Annotated in this window: 13 protein-coding genes and 1 pseudogene; 9 read left to right on the top strand and 5 right to left on the bottom strand. The window is 72.0% G+C overall.

The window, feature by feature from the left end; translation table 11 throughout:
* Nucleotides 1-23: 23 nt before the first annotated feature.
* Both CFP65_RS06400 and CFP65_RS06395 read right to left on the bottom strand, forming a co-directional pair.
* Nucleotides 24-2,405 (bottom strand): immune inhibitor A domain-containing protein, encoded by a 2,382-nt coding sequence (locus CFP65_RS06400; protein WP_254552258.1) that lies wholly within the window; start codon nucleotides 2,403-2,405, stop codon nucleotides 24-26.
* A gap of 75 nt (nucleotides 2,406-2,480) precedes the next feature.
* On the bottom strand, nucleotides 2,481-4,565 hold the full coding sequence (locus CFP65_RS06395; protein WP_104815161.1) for a prolyl oligopeptidase family serine peptidase: 2,085 nt from the start codon (nucleotides 4,563-4,565) through the stop codon (nucleotides 2,481-2,483).
* A 147-nt stretch (nucleotides 4,566-4,712) separates the two neighbouring features.
* On the opposite strand from CFP65_RS06395, the gene CFP65_RS06390 reads away from it, so the two are divergent.
* Nucleotides 4,713-5,879 (top strand): aminotransferase class V-fold PLP-dependent enzyme, encoded by a 1,167-nt coding sequence (locus tag CFP65_RS06390; protein ID WP_104815160.1) that lies wholly within the window; start codon nucleotides 4,713-4,715, stop codon nucleotides 5,877-5,879.
* Nucleotides 5,880-5,997: 118 nt separating this feature from the next.
* Here the strand turns inward: CFP65_RS06390 and CFP65_RS39925 are convergent.
* Nucleotides 5,998-6,312 (bottom strand): annotated as a pseudogene (locus CFP65_RS39925) (ArsR/SmtB family transcription factor); the annotation flags it as partial.
* A 42-nt stretch (nucleotides 6,313-6,354) separates the two neighbouring features.
* Entirely contained in the window at nucleotides 6,355-6,729 is a 375-nt protein-coding gene (locus CFP65_RS06380) for a hypothetical protein (protein ID WP_104815159.1), read from the bottom strand.
* A gap of 378 nt (nucleotides 6,730-7,107) precedes the next feature.
* On the opposite strand from CFP65_RS06380, the gene CFP65_RS06375 reads away from it, so the two are divergent.
* The 7 genes from CFP65_RS06375 (at nucleotide 7,108) to CFP65_RS06345 (ending at nucleotide 15,822) form a co-directional block, all read left to right on the top strand.
* Nucleotides 7,108-9,960: an RNA helicase gene (locus CFP65_RS06375; protein ID WP_104815158.1), complete on the top strand. Its 2,853-nt coding sequence runs from the start codon at nucleotides 7,108-7,110 to the stop codon at nucleotides 9,958-9,960.
* A 164-nt stretch (nucleotides 9,961-10,124) separates the two neighbouring features.
* Nucleotides 10,125-11,456, top strand: coding sequence for a histidine-type phosphatase (locus tag CFP65_RS06370; protein WP_254552257.1), 1,332 nt, complete (start codon nucleotides 10,125-10,127; stop codon nucleotides 11,454-11,456).
* Between the two features lie 315 nt (nucleotides 11,457-11,771).
* Nucleotides 11,772-12,149, top strand: a complete 378-nt coding sequence (locus CFP65_RS06365; protein ID WP_104815156.1) for a Tat pathway signal sequence domain protein — start codon at nucleotides 11,772-11,774, stop codon at nucleotides 12,147-12,149.
* 140 nt (nucleotides 12,150-12,289) lie between these two features.
* Nucleotides 12,290-12,961, top strand: a complete 672-nt coding sequence (locus tag CFP65_RS06360; protein WP_104815155.1) for a class F sortase — start codon at nucleotides 12,290-12,292, stop codon at nucleotides 12,959-12,961.
* A gap of 151 nt (nucleotides 12,962-13,112) precedes the next feature.
* Nucleotides 13,113-13,904: a hypothetical protein gene (locus CFP65_RS06355; RefSeq protein WP_104815154.1), complete on the top strand. Its 792-nt coding sequence runs from the start codon at nucleotides 13,113-13,115 to the stop codon at nucleotides 13,902-13,904.
* On the top strand, nucleotides 13,901-14,626 hold the full coding sequence (gene cseB / locus CFP65_RS06350) for a two-component system response regulator CseB (protein ID WP_104815153.1): 726 nt from the start codon (nucleotides 13,901-13,903) through the stop codon (nucleotides 14,624-14,626). Before CFP65_RS06355 ends, cseB begins: the two co-directional genes overlap by 4 nt.
* Nucleotides 14,623-15,822: a HAMP domain-containing sensor histidine kinase gene (locus CFP65_RS06345; protein WP_254552256.1), complete on the top strand. Its 1,200-nt coding sequence runs from the start codon at nucleotides 14,623-14,625 to the stop codon at nucleotides 15,820-15,822. Before cseB ends, CFP65_RS06345 begins: the two co-directional genes overlap by 4 nt.
* A gap of 12 nt (nucleotides 15,823-15,834) precedes the next feature.
* On the opposite strand, the gene CFP65_RS06340 is transcribed toward CFP65_RS06345, so the two are convergent.
* The gene (locus CFP65_RS06340) at nucleotides 15,835-16,860 is read right to left on the bottom strand and encodes a sphingomyelin phosphodiesterase (protein WP_254552255.1); all 1,026 of its coding nucleotides are present in this window, start codon (nucleotides 16,858-16,860) and stop codon (nucleotides 15,835-15,837) included.
* Nucleotides 16,861-17,423: 563 nt separating this feature from the next.
* On the opposite strand from CFP65_RS06340, the gene CFP65_RS06335 reads away from it, so the two are divergent.
* Nucleotides 17,424-20,177 carry a PKD domain-containing protein gene (locus CFP65_RS06335; protein ID WP_104815151.1) on the top strand — a complete coding sequence of 918 codons (2,754 nt, stop codon included), beginning with the start codon at nucleotides 17,424-17,426 and terminating at the stop codon, nucleotides 20,175-20,177.
* Nucleotides 20,178-20,197 lie beyond the last annotated feature (20 nt).

Genomic DNA, 20,197 nt, shown 5'->3' with positions numbered 1-20,197 from the left:
GGGGCTCCGGTGGGATCAGCGGATCAGGAGGCGGGGCCGACCTTGATGGTGGTCAGCTTGCCGGCCTGGGTCTCGCGGACGACCTCGATCTTGGTGTTGGTGTCCGGGACGTTCACGCCGACCTGCGGGAAGGCGGGGTCCAGGTACTTGCCGGTGTGGTCGTTGAAGACCGGGACGGCCGGCTCGGTGCCGATCGTCGTGGTGACACCGGCGCTGTGCAGGTTGAAGCCGGTGGTGGGCTTCAGGGAGAACGGCGCGTCGTAGGTCTGCGCGCGACCGCCCACCATGGTGCCGTCACCGAAGCGGGTCACCGTCGGGTGGGCGTCGACCGGGAGGATCAGGCCGCCGCCGAGGTGGTCCTTGGTGTTGTTGTCCAGGTAGTCGGTGTCCCAGAGCCAGACCAGGACGCCCTCCTGGTACGGGTAGTTGTCGATCACGTTGGACTTGCCCTTGACGCCCCAGTAACCGAAGTTGTACGGGCCGGTCTTGAGGTAGGCGCCGTAGCCGACGTAGCGGCGGTTCTCGACCAGGTAGGCGCGCGGGTGCTGCTGCACCGCGTTCTTGCCGTTGACGATCAGGAAGCCGCGGGTGTCCCAGCCCTGGTTGCCGTTCTCCGCGCCGTCGGCGAAGACGGTGGCACCGTCGGCCGAGATCTTCAGCGCGTCGATCAGGACGCCCTTGCCGTGGGTGTTGCTGTCCGAGGTGACGTGGATCCGCACCTGGACCTGCTTGCCCAGGTACGCGTCCAGCGGCACGTGCACCTGCTCGTAGGCGCCCGAAGTGCCGGTCAGGCCGGGGATGTTGGCGGAGGTCTTGCCGTACGGCACGCCGTTCGCGGTGCCCGGCAGGGCCGTCCAGCTCTTGCCGTTGTCGGTGGAGGCCTCGAAGGTCAGGAAGTCGTAGCCCTGCTCCACGTCCCACCAGGCGGCGGTGTCCAGTGCGGCCGAGGCCGACTTGCCGGTGAGGTCCACCGTGCGGGTCAGCGCGTTGTCCAGGTTGTCACCGGTGTTGCTCCACCACTGCGACTGCCCCTCGGCCGGATCGGCCAGCACGGTCGTGGTGGTGCCCGGTGGCAGGTGGACCAGCACGCCCTGGGCCTGGTCGGTGTTGTACGAGCTCACCCCGAGCGTATGGCTGGAGGTGGTGGCGGCCTGGCCCTCGTCGTAGTTGAGCCAGCCCAGTTGCAGCTTGCTCCACGCGTCCAGGTCACCCGGGAACTCGCCCGTGGTGTTCCGCCCCTTGCCCAGGTACGAGGCGGAGGACATCAACGACCAGAAGCTGACGCCGTTGTCACCGCCCGTCAGCGGGTAGAGGTCCGGCAGGCCGAGGTTGTGGCCGAACTCGTGCGAGAAGAGGCCGACGCCGCTGTTCTCGCCCGCCTGCAGGTAGTCGTAGACGTAGTAGCCGGTGTCACCGATCTCGGTGCCACCGATCTTGTTGCCGGCCGGGCCGGTCTGACCGGTCGGGTCCGGGAAGTCCCAACTGCGGTGCGCCCAGAGGGCGTCCGCGCCCTGGGCGCCGCCGCCCCAGGTCTCGTCCACGCCCGCGTGCACCACGATCACGTTGTCGAGGTAGCCGTCGGGCTGGTTGAAGTTGCCGTCGTGGAGGTGGTCGTAGCGGTCCTCGACGTCGTACTGGGCCAGCTGCGCCTTGATGTCTGCCGCGGAGCGGCCCTTGGCGATCTCGCCCTTGTACCAGGCGTCGAAGGCGTCGCGGATGAACTCCTGCGCCTGGGTCCAGGCGCCGCTGCCCTCGGGGCCCTTGTTGGAGCCGTAGCGGGCCTCGTTGTACGGCACGGTGACCCAGTCGCTGACGGTGCCGTCCACGTCGTACCGGCCCGAGGACTGGGTGCGGTAGTAGTTGCGCAGCGAGTTGGCGCCGGGCGTGCCGTCGAAGAACATCTTCTGGTAGTAGTCGCGGCTGAAGTCGCTCTGCCAGAAGGTGTGGGTGTCGTCCTTGCCCGGCTGCGGGATGGTGTTGTGCTGCGGGCCCGGGGTGCCGCCGTAGCGCGGGACTCCGTTGTACAGCGTGGAGTTGTCGACCTCGTTGCCGAACTGGGCGAGGATGACGAACACCTTGTCGGTGCGCTTCTTGGCCAGCTGGACGTAGTCCTTGCCGATCTTGGCGACCGGCGGGACGGTGCCGTCGGCGGTCTTGGCCACGGCGCCCTTGTTGACCAGCTCGAGGGCCTTGGACTGGAGGGACTGGCGCAGCACCTCCTGCTGGGGCAGCGTCTTCTGCTGCGGGCCTTCACGGCCTTCGGAGCCGTTCTGGGCGGCGAGCGCCTGGGCTCCGGAGACGGTCTCGGGCTTGACGGGCGCGGCCTCGGCGGTGGCGCCGAGCATGGTCGCCGCTATCGCACTGGTGGTCAGCGCGGCAGCGAGGGCTGCGGACAGTCTGCGCAACTTGACCGGTCCTTTCGGATCGGGAGGGTGGGCTGGGGGTGGTGATGCGGTGGGTAATATTTCACATGTCATCCACTACAGGGAAGACCCGCGCAAGGCCTGGTTCAGGAAGGCGAGTTCGGCCTCGACGACCTGCTCGTGGACGCCGTCCGGGGTCATGTGGGTGACGCCGGGCAGCGGCAGCATGCTGTGCGGGCGGCCGGCCTTGGTGAGCGCCTCGGAGAGCAGCAGGCTGTGCGAGGGGTGCACGTTGTCGTCGGCCAGACCGTGCACGATCAGCAGCGGCCGGGTCAGCTTCGGCGCGTCCTCGATCAGGCAGTCGGCCTGGTAGCCCTCGGGGTTGTCCTGCGGCAGGCCGAGGTAGCGCTCGGTGTAGGCGGTGTCGTACAGCCGGAAGTCGGTGGGCGCGGCGCCCGCGCAGCCCGCGTGGAACACGTCCGGGCGGCGCAGCACGGCCAGCGCCGCGAAGTACCCGCCGTAGGACCAGCCGCGCACGCCCACCCGGCCGAGGTCGAGGTCCGGCTCGGTCTCGGCGAGGGCATACAGCGCGGCCACCTGGTCGTCGATCGCGACCTGGGAGAACCGGCGGAAGATGGCCCGGGTGAACTCGGGGGAGACGAACGGGGTGCCCCGGTTGTCGGTGGTGACCACGGCGTAGCCCTGGTCGGCCCACCACTGGCGCAACTGCCAGCGGCGCGGCTCGTTGGCCACGGCCTGGAAGCCGGGGCCGCCGTACACGTCCAGCAGCACCGGGAGCTTGCGGCCGGCCACGTGCCCGCGCGGGTACACCAGGGCGGTGGGCAGGCCGAGTTCGGTGACCCGGGCGAGCTTGGGGGTGACCCGGAAGGGCAGCGGCGCGGCGTGATCGGTGAGCGAGTACTCCTGGCCGGCCCGGTGGATCCGGCGGCGGATGCCGTCCTGGGAGGCCGAGGTGAGCAGCAGGGTCTCGCCGGCGGCCAGCGCCGAGTGCAGTCCGGGGCCCTCGCTGAGCCGCTCGGTGGCGCCGCTGTCCGGGTCGAGCAGGTAGACGTGCTGGTCGGCCGGGTCGCCCTCGCCCGCCTCGATCAAGAGCCGTCCGCGCAGCCGGCCGACCACCCGGCGCACCTGGAGCCGCTCCAGCTCGAGGATCTTGCCGTCCAGGGCCACGCCGCGGGCCGAGCCGTCCGGGGTGTCGGCGGCGGTGAGCAGCCGGCCGTCGGCCAGCCGGGCCGGGGTGCCGGGCAGGTCGTCCACCCAGAACTCGTCCACGGTGCGGGAGAGTTCGCGGGTCCGGCCGGTGGCCGGGTCGGCGCTGAGCAGTAGCACGGTCTGCTGCAGCCGGTCGGCGATGGTGAGCAGCAGCTCGCCGTCGCTCTCCCAGCCGGCCGCGCAGAGGTAGGGGTAGGTGTCGGTGTCCCAGTGGAGTCGACGCCGGGTGCCGTCCAGGCCGAGCACCCAGAGCTGGAGGTCCACGTTGGGGCCGCCGGCCTGCGGGTAGGCGAAGCTCTCCGGGGCCAGCTCGGGGTGCGCCGGGTCGGCGAAGTGCCGCAGCGGCAGGGCGGATTCGTCGATCCGGGTGGCCAGCACGGCGCCGCCGTCGGGGGAGAACCAGTGGCCGCGCGCGCGGCCGAGCTCCTCGGCGGCGGCGAACTCGGCCACGCCCCAGATGCCGCCGTCGGCCGGGCTGAGCCGCTCCTGACGATCAGTCAGGTACAGTGCGCCATCGGTGACGTAGGCCACCCGGGAGCCGTCCGGCGCCGGGCGCGGGTCGAACGCCGGCCCGGCGGTGGGGAGTTCGGTGCTGGCACCGGTGGTGGTGTCGGTCCGGAAGACCCGGCCGTCGAGCGCGAAGACGGCCACCGAGCAGTCGGCGGTGGCGGCGTAGGAGCCGATGCCGCGGGCGGAGATCCGCACCCGCTCGCGCAGCCGTCGCTCCAGGGCGGGCAGATCGGCCCGGTCGCCGCTGCGCTGCGGGGCGAGCACCACCGGGTCGGCGACCAGGGTCTCCTGACGGGTGTCCAGGTCGAGCAGCCAGAGCCGCTCCACCGGGTCCTCGGAGCCGGTGGAGCGGAGGAAGAGCAGCCGTCCGCCGTCGGCGGAGATGGTCACGGCGCGCGGGGCCCCGTAGGTGAAGCGGCCGGTGCGGGCGCTGAGGGCGAGGAAGGAGTCGGTAGAAGTCACCGCCCGATGGTTGCCCCGGGCGACGGGTGTCGGCTAGAAGTATGCAGTGTGAAATGTCACACATCATTGCAGGTAGGGTAGGCCAACGGCAGGCCGGTGGATCCGGTGCGACCCGGAGTCGAAGGAGCACGAGTGAAGGAGTCAGGAATGACCGAGGCACCGCCCCGCCCGCTGGCGGGCACCAACGGGCTGTTCGGCCTGGACCCGGCCGTCGCTCACCTCAACCACGGCTCGTACGGCACGGTGCCGCTGCCCGTCCAGCGGGTGCAGGCCCGGCTCCGGGCCGAGCTGGAGCAGGACCCGGACGGCTTCTTCCTCGACGCCCCCGACCGGGTGGCGCACGCCCGGGCCCGGGTGGCCACCGCGCTCGGCGCCCGGCCGGACCGGCTTGCCATGGTCACCAACGTCACCGAGGGCATCGCGATCGTGCTCGACTCGCTGCCGCTGGCCGAGGGCGACGAGATCCTGGTGACCGACCACGGCTACGGCGTGGTCAACAAGGCCGCCGAGCGCAAGGCCGCCGAGAGCGGGGCGAGCGTGCGCTGCGTCCGGCTCTCGCTGCACACCCCGGACGCGGAGGCCGTCCGCGAGCAGGTGCTCGCCGCCGTCGGCCCGCGCACCAAGGTGGCCGTGCTCGACCTGATCACCTCGCCCAGCGCCCGCGAGATCGCGAGCCCGCAGCTGCTGGCCGACCTCGCCGAGCGCGGGGTGATCACGGTGGTGGACGCCGCCCACGCGCCCGGCATGCTGCCGGTCAACCTCGGCGAGCGGGCCGGCGGCGCCGACTTCTGGATCGGCAACCTGCACAAGTGGGCCTTCGCCCCGCGCGCCACCGCCGTGCTCGCGGTGGCCGGCACTTGGCGCCCGCTGATCCGCCCGCTGATGTACTCCTGGGAGCACGACCGGGGCTTCCCCGGCCGGGTCGAGTGGCGCGGCACCGCCGACTACACCCCCTGGCTCTCCGCCCCGACCGGCTTCGCCCTGCTCGACCAGCTCGGCGCCGAACGGGTCCGCACCCACAACGCGGCCCTCGCCGAGTACGGCCAGCGCCTGCTGATCGAGCGGGCCGGCCTGCGCCCGCTGCCCGCGATGCCCGGCCTCGCCATGCGGGCCGTCCGGCTGCCGCCCGGCTGCGCGGAGAGCGAGCACACCGCCAAGGCCCTGATGGTGGCCGCCCACCGCCGGCTCGGCACCCGGATCGCCGTCCGCCCCTGGACCGGCGGCGGCGTGCTGCGGATCAGTGCCCAGGTCTACAACCGGCCGGAGGAGTACCAGAAGCTGGCCTCGGGGATCGCGGAGCTGATCGCTCGCTGACCCCCGCGGCCGGCGCCGCACCGGCCGCGGGGGTCAGCGGGCCCGGACGCCCGGATGCCGCCGGGTCGGGGCGCCCGGACGTCGTCGCCGGGCCCGGGCGCCCGGCCGGCGGTGCGCCCAGCTCCGCCAGCAGCAGGCCCTGGTCGGTGAGCAGCTCGGAGAGGATCCGCCGGGCCGTCCGCAGCAGGTCGGCCACGTCGCCGCCGGCCAGGGCGTAGACCACGGTGGTGCCCTCCCGGGTGGCGGTCACCAGGCCGTAGCGGCGGAGCTGGGCGAGCTGCTGGGAGAGGCTGGAGGGCTCCACCCCGAGGGCGGTGACCAGGTCGCGGACCGGGGTCGGCCCCTCCTGGAGCAGCTCCAGCACCCGGATCCGCACCGGGTGCCCGAGCATCCGGAAGAACTCGGCCTTCGCCTGGTAAAGCGGTACCGGCACCTCTCTCGCCCCCTTCCTCCCGCCGCCCCGTGTTCAGTCCGGTCAGATTTCAAGGGTGCCCTCGATCCGCTTCAGCTGGTGTCGGGCCATCGCCAGGTTGGCCCGGGTGCGGTTGAGCGCGAGGTAGAGGAAGAGCCCCCGGCCGCTCTGCGTGGTGAGCGGGCGGATCAGGTGGTACTGCGTGGTGAGGCTGACCAGGATGTCCTCGATCTCGCTGTCGTGCTGGCCGAGCATCTCCATCGTCCGCATCTTGGCCCGGACGAGGTCGGTGTTGCCGGCGGCGGCGGTGTTGAGGTCGATCTCGTTGCTGTCGCCGAGGGTGCCGAGCGCCATGCCGCTCCCGTAGTCGACCAGTGCGACGCCGATCGCCCCCTCGATCGCCATGGCTTCCTTGAGCGAGGTCTCCAGATTGGCCATGGTGGCCCTCCTTGGTCCGTAGGTCCCTGGGTCCGTCCGACTGTAGGGAACCGCCCACTCGGGCACGCCGGTTGACCGGAACCGACCGGAAACTGATCGATCTGCGGCAATCTGAAGACATTTGCAACTGCGGATCTGATCTCTTCGGCACCGGGCGGAGTGCCGGATGAGCACGGGCGGAGCACCGGCGGACCGCAGATCGCGCACCGCCCGCGGCACCGGAGAAGCCCTGGAGAAGCGCCGGAGAAGCGCCGGAGAAGCGCCGGAGAAAAGGGTGCATTCGATGTCGGTGTCGCCGGGTAACCTCAAGCCGAGATGTTCGATCACCAGCACCAGACCCAGCCCCCGCGCCGCCCCAGGGAAGCAGAGGTGACGCCGATGACCGGCGCCGTGCCCGACGACCAGGGCGAGCTCAGCCCGGCCGAGGCCTACGCCGCCTTCCGCCGCCGCGCGAAGGAGCAGAAGACCGCCCTGTACGGCTTCAAGGAGCTCTACGACTTCCCGCTAGACCCGTTCCAGATCGAGGCCTGCCAGGCGCTCGAAGAAGGCACCGGCGTGCTGGTGGCCGCACCCACCGGCTCCGGCAAGACCATCGTCGGCGAGTTCGCCGTCCACCTGGCGCTGACCCAGGGCCGCAAGTGCTTCTACACCACCCCCATCAAGGCCCTGTCGAACCAGAAGTTCGGCGACCTGGTCAAGCGCTACGGCGCCGACAAGGTCGGCCTGCTCACCGGTGACAACAGCGTCAACGGCGACGCGCCCGTGGTCGTGATGACCACCGAGGTGCTGCGCAACATGCTCTACGCCGGCTCCAGCGCGCTCGACGGCCTGGGTTACGTGGTGATGGACGAGGTGCACTACCTCGCCGACCGGTTCCGCGGCGCCGTCTGGGAGGAGGTCATCATCCACCTGCCCGAGTCGGTGGTGCTGGCCTCGCTCTCGGCCACCGTCTCCAACGCCGAGGAGTTCGGCGACTGGCTGCACACCGTGCGCGGCGGCACCAAGGTGATCGTCTCCGAGCACCGCCCGGTGCCGCTCTGGCAGCACGTCATGGCGGGCAACCGGATGTACGACCTGTTTGCCAACCCGGACCGGGACGGCCGCCCCAAGGACGCCCCGCGCAACCCGGCCAAGGCGGTCAACCCCGAGCTGGTCCGGCTCTCCCGTTCCGAGCAGGCGGGCAACCCGCGCGGCGGCGACCGCTTCCAGCGGGGCCGCGGCCGCTCGATGCCCACCGGCCGCCCCACCCGGGTCTGGACGCCCGGCCGGGTGGACGTGATCGACCGGCTCGACTCCGAGGGCCTGCTGCCCGCGATCACCTTCATCTTCAGCCGTGCGGCCTGCGAGGCCGCCGTCCAACAGTGCCTGAGCTCCGGCCTGCGGCTCAACCGGGAGGCCGACCGGGCGCTGGTGCGCGAGATCGTCGAGGAGCGCTGCGCCGACATCCCCGACGAGGACCTGCACGTCCTGGGCTACTTCGAGTGGCTGGACGGCCTGGAGCGCGGCATCGCCGCCCACCACGCCGGCATGCTGCCCCGGTTCAAGGAGGTGGTCGAGGAGCTCTTCGTGAAGGGCCTGGTCAAGGCCGTCTTCGCCACCGAGACGCTGGCGCTGGGCATCAACATGCCCGCCCGCTCGGTCGTCCTGGAGAAGCTGGTCAAGTGGAACGGCGAGACCCACGCCGACATCACCCCCGGCGAGTACACCCAGCTCACCGGCCGGGCCGGCCGCCGCGGCATCGACGTCGAGGGCCACGCCGTGGTGCTCTGGCAGCGCGGCCTCGACCCGGAGGCCCTGGCCGGCCTCGCGGGCACCCGCACCTACCCGCTGAAGTCCTCCTTCCGCCCCTCGTACAACATGGCGGTCAACCTGGTGGCCCAGTTCGGCCGCCGTCGCTCCCGCGAGCTGCTCGAGACCTCCTTCGCGCAGTTCCAGGCCGACCGCTCGGTGGTCGGCATCGCCCGCCAGGTGCAGCGGAACGAGGAGGGCCTGGAGGGCTACCGCGAGTCGATGACCTGTCACCTGGGCGACTTCCAGGAGTACATGCGCCTGCGCCGCGAGCTCAAGGAGCGGGAGAACGAGTTGGCCCGCGAGGGCACCGGCCAGCGCCGGGCCGCCGCCGTGGACGCGATCGAGCAGCTCAAGCCGGGCGACGTGATCCACGTGCCCACCGGCAAGTTCGCCGGCCTGGCTCTGGTGCTCGACCCGGGCCTGCCGCCGGTCAGCCGCTCGCCGCGCAGCCACCGCCACCCGGATTACCAGGACGGCCCGCGCCCGGTGGTGCTCACCGCCGAGCGGCAGGTCAAGCGGCTCGCGATGATCGACTTCCCGTACCCGGTGACGGCCGTGGACCGGATGAAGATCCCCAAGTCCTTCAACCCGCGCAGCCCGCAGTCCCGCCGCGACCTGGCCTCCGCCCTGCGGACCAAGGCCGGCCACCTGGAGCCGGAGCGGTACCGCCGGGGCCGGGCGGCCGCCGCCGACGACCCCGAGATCGCACGGCTGCGCACCACCCTGCGGCAGCACCCCTGTCACGGGTGCGACGAGCGCGAGGACCACGCCCGCTGGGCCGAGCGGTACCACCGCCTCACCCGCGACACCGAGCTGCTCGAGCGCAAGGTCAAGTCCCGCACCAACACCATCGCCCGCACCTTCGACCGGGTCTGCGGCCTGCTCACCGACCTCGGCTACCTGGAGGGCGACACCGTCACCCCCGACGGCAAGCGGCTCGGCCGGCTCTACGGCGAGCTCGACCTGCTCGCCTCCGAGTGCATCCGCGAGGGCGTCTGGAGCGGCCTGGCCGCCGCCGAACTCGCCGCCTGCGCCTCGGCCTTGGTCTACGAGGCCCGCCAGGCCGACGACGCCGCGGCCCCCCGCGTCCCGGAGGGCGGCGCGAAGGAGGCACTCGGCCACATGGTCCGGATCTGGGGCCACCTGGACGCCCTGGAGGAGCAGCACCGCATCTCCACCGCCGAGGGCGTCGGCCAGCGCGAGCCCGACCTCGGCTTCGCCTGGACGGCCTACCGCTGGGCCCTCGGCCACAACCTGGACTCCGTCCTGCGCGACGCCGACATGCCGGCCGGCGACTTCGTCCGCTGGACGAAGCAGCTGATCGACGTGCTGGGCCAGATCCAGGACGCGGCGGGCGACGATGTCGCCTTGAGGAGTACGGCGCGCAAGGCCGTCGACGGCCTGCGGCGCGGGATCATCGCCTACTCCTCGGTGGGGTAGCCCTCGCTGGGGCAGTACGCCCGGGGGCGCGGGGAACTGCGCGCTCAGCCCTCTACGTACGTGGACGGTTGCGCGCGCAGTTCCCCGCGCCCCTGCTGTGGTTCTCGTACAGTTCATCTGACGGTGTGACAGTGCGCTCTCGACCCCCGATCGAGAGGCCCGTCTTGAAGCTCGCCGCCACCTTCGCTGCCTTGGCCACCTGCACGCTGCTCACTATCGGCACGGCGCAGGCCGCTCCGGCCGACGGGGGGTACTACGGGACCAAGACCCCGTACGCGCCGCAGCAGCCGCTCGCCACGTACCACCGGGCGCCCAAGGGCTTCGCGCCGGTCTTCACCGAGAACGTCGCCCGGCACGGCTCCCGGGCCATGACGGACAGCAAGGACGGCGACGCCGTGCTCGCGGTGCTCGACCGGGCGCAGGCGGCCGGCGGCCTCACCGAGCTCGGGGCTCAACTGGCCCCGCAGGTAAGGACGTTGCTCGCGGCGGCGGCCGGGATCGGGTACGGGAACCTGTCCGGGCGGGGTGTGCAGGAGCAGCGGGAGACGGCGCTGCGGATGGAGCAGCGGCTGCCCGGCCTGTTCCAGGCGATCACGGCCCAGCACGCGCCGGTGGTGGTGAAGACCTCCGGGGTGGCCCGGGCGGTGGCCAGCGCCAACGCGTTCACCGGCGGCCTGACGGCGGGTGACCCGGCGCTGGCCGGGCTGGTGCAGGCGCCGGTCACCGACAAGGACACGCTGTACTTCCACAAGCAGCCGCAGAACGCCGACTACCAGGCCTACCTGGCCAAGGACCCGCAGCTGGCCGCCACCCTGGCCGGCATCCAGGCCCAGCCCCGGACCGCTTCGGTGGCCCGGCACGTGGTGACCCGCCTGCTGCGGCCGGCCTTCGTGAAGACGCTGACCCCCGCCGACCAGGCGGCCTTCGCCACCTCGCTCTACCAGCTCTACGGCGCCGCCCCCGACCTGCGGGTGGAGGCCCCCGGGGTCGACCTCGGCCCGTTCCTGACCCCGGCGGATGCGCGGTGGCTCCAGTACCAGGACGACGCCGAGGAGTTCTACCAGAAGGGCCCGGCCTTCAGCGGACGGTCCATCACGTACAAGATGGCCACCCCGCTGCTGGACGACCTGTTCGCCCAGGCCGAGGCGAAGGCGGCGGGCAGCAGCGCGAACGGCGCCGTGCTGCGTTTCACCCACGCCGAGGAGATCGAGCCGCTGGCCGTACTGCTCAGCCTGCCCGGCAGCACCCGGCCGGCCGACCCGGCCGTGCCGTACAGCTATGCGGACAACCCGTGGCGCGGGAGCCGGGTGGCCCCGATGGCGGCCAACATCCAGTGGGACGTGTACGCGGGCAAGGCGGCGGACGGCAGCACGAAGCACCTGGTGCGGATGCTCTACAACGAGAAGGAGACGTACTTCCCGGCCGCCTGCACGCCCTACACCAAGGGCGGCTACTTCTACGAGCTGGACGAGCTGAAGCGCTGCTTCGGCCGCTGACAGCTTGCCGTCGGCCGACCTTTGCACCCGGCTGACCTTTGCGCTCGGCCTACCTTTGCGTCCGTCCGACCTTTACGCTCTGCCGATCGTTACCTCAGGGCGATTGTTGCCATCGGCCTACTGTTACCGCCAACCGACGACTACCGCCAACCGACGATTACCACCGGCCGACGATTACCACCGGCCGACTGTTACAGAGTCGGCCGGTGGCCGTTACGCGGCCGGGCGGGCACTGTGAGGTGCGGTTCCTAATGTCTGACTCACCGACAGACCCGGCCGCCCGGCCGGGAGCGGTGAGCCTGTGAAGGAACCCCCATGGCAGCTCCTCGTCAGATCCGTCACGCCGTCCGGTTCGCCCTGGTCGCGGCCGGGGCCGCAGGCGCCGTCGCGCTCTCCGGCGCCTCGGCCTTCGCCGACGGCACCCCGGCCCCGGCCGCGCCGACCGCGAGCGTCTCGGCCGCCCCGTCCGCCAGCGTCTCGCCCGCCCCGGCCTCGGGCGGCAAGACCGCGGTGACCCCGGCCCCGGCCGGCGCCCCGCAGGTGAAGACCGTCCCCAAGGGCGGCGCCCAGACCGGTGAGGGCGAGACCGGCCCGTCCACCGTCACCCTGGTCGCCGGCTCGGGCCTGGCCGCGGTCGGCGCCACCGCCCTCGGCTTCGCCGTCGTCCGTCGCCGTGCCGGCGCTCAGGGCTAGGGCGTGACTCTCGGATCACGCCAGGCGGCCGCCGCCGGGGCACGCACCTCGACGACTTCTCGTCAGTCGCCGATGCTCCGCATGGGCTCCCTCCTCGGCGCCGCCGATGCACGCACCCCAACGACGCCCGCTGATCCGACGTGACCCGAGAGTCACGCCCTGGCAGCCGCCGTCGCCGGCGCCCCCGTTGGGCGCCGGCGGCGACGGCGGGGGCGCTCGCCCTGGCCGGCGGGATCGTGCTGCTCGGCGGCTCGCCGGCCCCCGCGCCGGTGCGGATCGCCACCTCGCAGCCGCTGCCCCCGGCCACCCAGGAACCCAGCACCCAGGCGTCCACGGCCAAGGCGCCGCCGGTCGCCCCGGTTCCGGCCTCGCCGCCGGTGCACCTGACCATCGCCCGGATCGGCGTCGACGCCCCCGTCACGTCCACCGGGCTCAACCCCGACGGCACCGTCGAGGTGCCGCCGCTCGACCACCCCGAGCAGGTGAGCTGGTACCGCGAGGGCCCGACCCCGGGTCAGATCGGGCCGGCCGTCCTGCTCGGTCATCTGGACACCCACAAGGGGCCGGCCGTCTTCAGTCGGCTGCGCGAGCTCCGGCCCGGCGACCGGATCGACATCCGCCGCCAGGACGGCAGCACGGTCGGCTACCGCGTCCGCGAGCTCAAGCAGTACCCGAAGGCGGAGTTCCCGACCGACCTGGTCTACGGCAACACCGACACGCCCCAGCTCCGCCTCATCACCTGCGGCGGCACCCTGGGCGGCAACGGCCACTACACCGACAACATCATCGCCCTCGCCGATCTGGTGAGATGACCCGGCGCCCACCAGGGAGGACAGGAACTGGTTACGGCATCCCCCAAGGGCGCGGGGAACTGCGCGTACCGGAAGTAGCGTCTCCTGTGCACGTCCCACCCGCATCGAGCTGCACCATCAACGCCCGTCCCGTCCCCGAGAGGCCGCCACCGTGAGGACCCCCCGCTGGACCGCCCTCGCGCTGGCGGCGATCCCGTTGCTCGGCGGGTGCGCCGGGGCCGGCGCGCTGCACGACGCCGGCCCCGCCCGCTCCCTGACCCCCCGACCGAGCCAGGTGCCGCTCTGGCCGGCCGTCCAACCGGCCGCCGCCCCCTCGCCGGAGGCCTCCGGTTCGCTGCCGCCGCCCAGCCCGGTGCCGGGCCTGACCGTCCCGGCCGGCGGCCTCGGTGCCGTCGAGGCCAGGACCGTGCTGGCGGCGGACCCTGCGCTCCAGCCGGAGGAGCGGAAGGCGCTGACCGGCGGCTGCGCGGGCTGCCAGGTGCAGCCGGCCCAGCTGCGGGACCTCTCCGGCGACGGCGAGCCGGAGCTGATCACCGCCGTGCTCACCGGTACCGACGGCGGCTACCTGCACGTCTACCAACTGCGCGAGGGCCGGCTCTTCCCGGTGCTCGCCCAGCGCGCCCAGCCGGGCTTCAGCGCCGGCACCGTCGGCCCCGACCTGCTGCTGCACGAGCCCGACGGCCCGCAGTCCAAGACCGGCACCGACACCACCTACCACTGGCAGGACGGCCGGCTGGTCCGTACCGACCGCCGGATCACCGGCAGCGGCCTGCCCGACGGCGCCACCTACTGCCCGGCCCCGATGGCCTCCGTCTCCGTGGAGCCGTCCGTCGCGCCCACCGCCGCCCCCGCTGCACCCTCTGCTGCCGCCGCCCCCGCGACCGGCCACCCCGAGCCGCTGGTCTCCGCCGTCCCCGTCCCGCAACCGAGGCCCACCCGATGACCGACTCCGCGCCCGCCCCCGTCGCCGTCCCCCGGATCCTGCTGGTCGAGGACGACGAGGTGATCCGCGAGGCGACCAGGATGGCCCTGGAGCGCTACGGCTTCCCGGTGGAGACCGCCGCCGACGGGCTGGAAGGGCTGGAGGCGTTCCGGGCCCGGCGGCCCGACATCCTGCTGCTGGACGTGATGCTGCCGCTGCTGGACGGGGTCGGGCTCTGCCGCCGCGTCCGAGAGGAGAGCCAGCTGCCGATCCTGATGATGTCGGCCCGCACCGAGGCGATCGACGTGGTCTCCGGCCTGGAGGCGGGGGCCGACGACTACATCACCAAGCCGTTCGAGAGCGCCGTCCTGGTGGCGCGGATCCGCACCGTGCTGCGCCGCACCAGCCGCCCGGCGGCCACCCCGGAGCAGTCGGCCGAGCCGGCTCCGCGAGCGGTGCGGGTGATCGAGGACCTGGAGCTGGACACCGAGGCACTGGAGGTCAGGGTGGCCGGGCGGCCGGTGCCGCTCACCCCGACCGAGCTGCGGCTGCTGCTGGAGTTCACTGCCGCGCCGGGCGTGGCGCTGGAGCGGCAGACGCTGCTCGAACGGGTCTGGGACTACTCCTGGGGCGCCGACAGCCGGGTGGTGGACGTGCACGTGCAGCGGCTGCGGGCCAAGATCGGGGCGGCCAGGATCGAGACCGTCCGGGGCTTCGGCTACCGGCTGCGGAGGGCCGGGTGAACCTGCGCCGCCAGATCGCCGCGACCGTCGCGCTGGTCTCCTTCCTGGTGGCCGTCACCCTCGGCCTGCTGGTGCACCGCGCCTCGGTGGGCCAGCACGTGGCCCAGGCCCGCCGCTCGGCGGAGAACGCGCTCGACTCGGTGCTCACCGGGTACGAGCGGACCGGCGAACTGGTCGGCTGGGGCGCGACGCCGGACGACCCGGCCCTGCCGCCGAAGCTGCGCCAGTTGGCGCAGGAGGGCCGGCACGGCTCGCTGCTCGGACCGGGCCCGGACGGCCCGGCGATGTGGGCGGCAGCGCCGGCCGGTGACCGGGTGGTCTCGGTCCGGGTGGACTACGCCGAGGACGCGAAGGCGATCGCCCAACTCGACCGCACCTTCACCGTCTCGGCCGCGCTCTCGGTGGCCGTCACGGTGCTGGCCGGGGTGCTGGCCGCCGACCGGATCAGCAGCCGGCTGCGGACGGCCGCCCGGACGGCCCGCCGGATCGCCAAGGGCGACCTGGCGGCCCGGATCGGTCCGCTCGGCCGACCCCGGGACGAGGTGGCCGAACTCGCGGCGGCCGTGGACTCGATGTCGGCGGTGCTCAGCGCCAAGCTGGCCAGCGAGCAGCGGTTCACCGCCGACGTGGCGCACGAGCTGCGCACCCCGCTGACCGGCCTGCTCACCGCCGCCGAACTGCTCCCGCCCGGGCGGCCCACCGAGTTGGTGCAGGGGCGGGTCCGGGTGCTGTGCAGCCTGACCGAGGACCTGCTCGAGGTCTCCCGGCTGGACGCGGGGGCCGAGCGGCCCGAGCTCGCGCCGGTGCCGCTCGGCCAGGTGGTCCGCCGGGCGGTCGCGGCGGCGCCGGGGGAGGCGGAGGTGGTGGTCTCCCAGGAGGCGACGGTCTCCACCGACGTACGGCGGCTGGACCGGATCCTGGCCAACCTGCTGGCCAACGCGCACCGGCACGGCCGGGCCCCGGTGCTGGTCGAGGTGGCCGGGGCCACCGTGACCGTCCGCGACCACGGGCCCGGCTACCCGGAGGCGATCCTGCGGGAGGGCCCGCAGCGCTTCCGCACCGGGGCCCGGGAGCGCGGCCACGGCCACGGGCTGGGCCTGACCATCGCCAAGGGCCACGCCGAGGCCCTCGGCATCACCCTGCGGCTCGGCAACGACCCCGGGGCCGTCGCCGAGCTGGAGCTACCGGTCGGCTGACCGGACGGGGTGTCAGTTGAGCTGGAAGGTGGCCTCGACCGGGTAGTGGTCGCTCGGGGCGTTGGTGTCCAGCTGGCCCTGGGTCCAGCCCGCCTGCGGGTCGAAGTCGATGTTCACGGTCGGCAGCGTGACCGGCACCGGGCGGCCCGGGGCGTTGAGGTAGCCGAGGTAGTCCAGGTCGTCGCGGTAGTCGACCGGGAAGGTCTCGACGCCGGCCATGTACTGGCACCAGGAGGCGACCGGGCAGTCCATGGTGGTGCGGTTCTGGCCCGGGTCGGTGGCGGGGGTGCCGAGCACGCCGTTCACCGCGTTCTGCGCGTTGGCGTAGTCGTTGCGCGAGGCGCCGTGGAAGTACTCCACGTTGAGGTCGCCGCCGATCAGCACCGGGGCGGAGGAGCCGACGATGCCGTTCACCCAGTCCTTGATCTCGCCGAGCTGGCCGAGGCGGGTGGCCTGGGTGGTGTCGGTGGACTTGTCGGACTCGTCGGCCTGCAGGTGGGTGCCGACCACCCAGGTCTTCACGCCGCCCTTGTTCACCTGCACCAGCGCGGCGCCCTTGTCGGCGTGGTAGTCCCAGGTGCCGTAGGTGGAGTTGGAGAAGACGTGCGCGTACTGGGCGGCGATCGGGTACTTGGAGAGGATCATCGTGCCGCCGTTGATCACGAACGGCGAGCTGGAGCAGTTGCCGCTGACGCCGTTCCAGCCGCCGCCCGAGCAGGTGCCGCCGACCACGGGGGTGCGGTACGGGTAGAGGTCGGCCAGCTTGCTGTTGATGTCGCTGACCGAGGAGTTGTTGAACAGCTCGTCCAGGATCACCACGTCGGCGCTGTGCTGACGGACGATCTGCTCGACGATCGGCGTCCGCCGGGAGGCCTGCTCGTTCTGCGACCAGTCGACCACCGAGGTGCCGAGGTCCACGTTGAAGGCGAACACCGAGAGGGTGTTCGGGGCGGCGGCGGCCTGGGCCGAAGCGGTCTGGAGCGTGCCGCCGAGCAACAGGGCGGCGGCGAAGGCGGTGGCGGTACGACGGGAAAGCACGGTGCGGTCTCCTGGGAGGGTGAGTGGCCCCGGACATGACAGCGGAGAGGCTAGCTACTCGTGGGTCTACTCGGGAGTACGCGCGGAAGAACGGTTCATGGCGGAAAGATGGCCAGACAGCATTGCCACCGACGGACCGGTGTTGGCTGAACAACCGCGCCAGTGTTGGCTGGACAAGTCGGTGCACCCACGGCCCGCCCGGCCCGCACGACCCGGCCCGTCCGCTCCCGCGACCCGGCTCCCGCCCCAGCCCCTCGATCCGGCGAGCCGGCGAGCCGGCCCTCGCCGCGCACTGCCGTCGACGCCGTTCCGTGGCCGCGAATTCGCCGGAAGCCGGGATTGGACGGCGGTTTCGATCCGCGATGAAGACTCCTTCACCGGCGGCGCACAGAGCGGACCGCTCTGTGGGCAGCGGCCGGCGAACTGCCGTGTGGACGGCCTTGATTGCGCAAAATCTACGCGCATCTACTTGCCCGCCCTCCGCCACGCGGTGACCATACGGACGGCAGTTGTCCGGCCGCAGTCATCTCAGGAATGCACCGTCATCGAGCGGAGGCGTCAGGATGAGGAAGTGGAAGAAGAGATCGGTGGGCGTGGCCGCGCTCGCCGTGATCTCGCTGGGTGGGGCTTCGCTGGCCACGGCGGAGGGGGTGGTGGGACACCCCAAGACCGGCGTCGGCTCGTGCACGCTGAAGGGGTGGGACCCGGGGACGAGCCCGGCGGGCGCGAAGAACCTGCCGGTCGGCAAGCGGCCGATGAACTACAAGCCGGACGACTTCGACTGCTCCGGCGCGGTGTTCGCCGCCCCCGGCGTGGAGTTCTCGAAGTTCCCGCAGCCCAAGAACTTCGCCATCACCAACAAGACCGTCATGAAGACGGCCGCCAACGGCCAGCAGTCGATCACGGCGCAGCCCGAAGCGGCGGTGAACCCGACGGCGCCGTACTTCCCGCCGTTCCAGCACTTCGTGATCATCTACCGCGAGAACCACACGTTCGACGACTACCTCGGTGACTGCGCGACCACCATCGCCGCGGGCTGCAACGGCCAGGTGCAGAGCACCAACCACATCGGCTCGGTGCCGAACCTGCACAACCTGGCCAAGACGTACTCGCTGTCCGACTCTTACAGCACCGGCGTCCAGCCGCCCTCGGGCCCCAACCACTGGTTCCTGTTCTCGGGGCAGTCCGCCTCCAGCAGTCAGCAGCAGTCGTACCCCGCGAACGGCACCCAGTTCGACCGCTTCCTGCAGAGCGACAAGGGCCCCACGGACGAGGGCACCAACGCCTGCACGACTCCGTCCGGCACCAGCAGCGGCACCAGCCCGTACACGATGATCATGAACGGTGACATCTACTGGATGCTCAACAGCGGTAGCGGCTACTGGAAGAACCCGGCCACCGGCAAGGCCGAGGTCCTCCCGCCGAACCGCCCGGGGACCAACATCCCCGAGGAGTTGCACACCAACGAGTACACCTGCCTGAACCAGAGCCTGCCCGACAGCACGATCTCGAACGACTACCTGAACTTCATCAACACCAACGGCATGCCGTCGTACAACTACGTCGAGCTGTTCAACGACCACCCGGGCACCTACCAGGACATCCCGGGCAACGACACGGCGACGAACACCATCGTCAACTCGATCATGACCAACCCGACGTACAAGGACAACACCCTGATCGTCGTCACCGAGGACGACACCCAGAACGGCAGCAACGGTTCGGACCACGTGTCCAACACCTACCGCGTGCCGCTGCTGGTGATCGGGAACCCGGCGTACGTCAAGCAGCACTACCTCTCGCACGTCGCGTACAACACGGGCAACGTGCTCGCGGCGATGGAGCGCACGATGGAGAACGTGCACGCCGGTGTCATCGACCCCAACGACAACCTGGGCGCGTCCACCTTCCCGATGACCACCGCCGACCAGTCCGCCCTCGGTGATCCGCTGGAGGACTTCTGGGTGCAGGGCCAGACCCCGCTGTCCGCGAGCGCCACCGGCTCCCCGGCCAACGGCAACGCGCCGCTGACGGAGACCTTCACCGGCTCGGCCACTGGCGGCACCCCGGCGTACCACTACAGCTGGAACTTCGGTGACGGGACGGCCGCCGGCACCGCCCAGAACCCGAGCCACACCTACACCGCCGCGGGTACCTACACCGCGACGCTGACCGTCACCGACAGCGCCTCGCCGGCGCACACCGCGACCTCGCAGGTGACCACCACGGTCAGTGCCGTCGGCAACCCGCTGGCCGCCAGTGCGTCTGGCACCCCGACCTCCGGCCAGGTGCCGTTGAACGTCGCCTTCACCGGCACCGGCACCGGCGGCACCCCGGCGTACCACTACAGCTGGGACTTCGGTGACGGGACGGCCACCAGCACCGCCCAGAACCCGACCCACTCCTATGGCACGGCGGGCACCTACACCGCGACGCTGACCGTCACCGACAGCGCCACGCCGGCCAACAGCGCGACCTCGACGGTGTCCGTCACGGCCTCGCCGATCGCCGCGACACCGCCGGGCGCGCCCACCGGGCTGACCGGTACCGCCGGCACCGGGCAGGTCGCGCTGAACTGGACGGCCCCCGCCAACACCGGCGGCGAGAACGTCACCTCGTACAAGGTCTACCGGGGCACCGCGAGCGGCGGCGAGACGCTGCTGACCAGCGGCGGCTGCAGCGGCCTGGGCGCGGTGACCTCCTGCACCGACACCGGTCTGACCGCCGGTCAGGCCTACTACTACAAGGTCAGCGCGGTCAACGGCGTGGGCGAGGGGGCGCAGAGCACCGAGGCGTCCGCCACCCCGACCGGCTCCGGCTGCCCCGGCGGGCAGCTGCTCGGCAACCCGGGCTTCGAGAACGGCACCGCCAACCCGGCACCCTGGAGCGTGACTTCGACGCACAGCCCAGTCGACGTGATCAGCAGCAGCAGCTCCGAACCGGCGCGCAGCGGCAGCTACGACGCCTGGCTCGACGGCTGGGGCGCGGCCACCACCGACACGCTGGCCCAGACCGTGACGCTGCCCGCCGGCTGCACCAACTACAACTTCACCTTCTGGATGCACGTCGACACGGCCGAGACCACGACCACCACGGCCTACGACACCCTCAAGCTGCAGGTGCTCAACAGCTCCGGCACCGTGCTGCGCAACCTGTACACCTACTCCAACCTCAACCACAACTCGGGCTTCTCGCAGCACACCTTCAACCTGAGCGCCTTCGCGGGGCAGCAGGTGACGCTGAAGTTCACCGGGGCCGAGGACTACCAGAAGCAGACCTCGTTCGTGCTGGACGACACCGCGGTGAACGTGAGTTGAGCCCGCAGCGGGCCGAGGAG

Origin of the sequence: Kitasatospora sp. MMS16-BH015 (genome assembly GCF_002943525.1) — a bacterium.
Lineage (GTDB): Bacteria > Actinomycetota > Actinomycetes > Streptomycetales > Streptomycetaceae > Kitasatospora.
Note: the sequence above shows the minus strand (reverse complement) of the source record. Positions and strands in the feature narration are given on the sequence as shown.

Coding starts and splice junctions, on each gene's coding strand:
- CFP65_RS06390 (WP_104815160.1), top strand. CDS start 4,713: ATGACCGAGGCACCGCCCCGCCCGCTGGCGGGCACCAACGGGCTGTTC.
- CFP65_RS06380 (WP_104815159.1), bottom strand. CDS start 6,729: ATGGCCAATCTGGAGACCTCGCTCAAGGAAGCCATGGCGATCGAGGGG.
- CFP65_RS06375 (WP_104815158.1), top strand. CDS start 7,108: ATGACCGGCGCCGTGCCCGACGACCAGGGCGAGCTCAGCCCGGCCGAG.
- CFP65_RS06365 (WP_104815156.1), top strand. CDS start 11,772: ATGGCAGCTCCTCGTCAGATCCGTCACGCCGTCCGGTTCGCCCTGGTC.
- cseB (WP_104815153.1), top strand. CDS start 13,901: ATGACCGACTCCGCGCCCGCCCCCGTCGCCGTCCCCCGGATCCTGCTG.
- CFP65_RS06335 (WP_104815151.1), top strand. CDS start 17,424: ATGAGGAAGTGGAAGAAGAGATCGGTGGGCGTGGCCGCGCTCGCCGTG.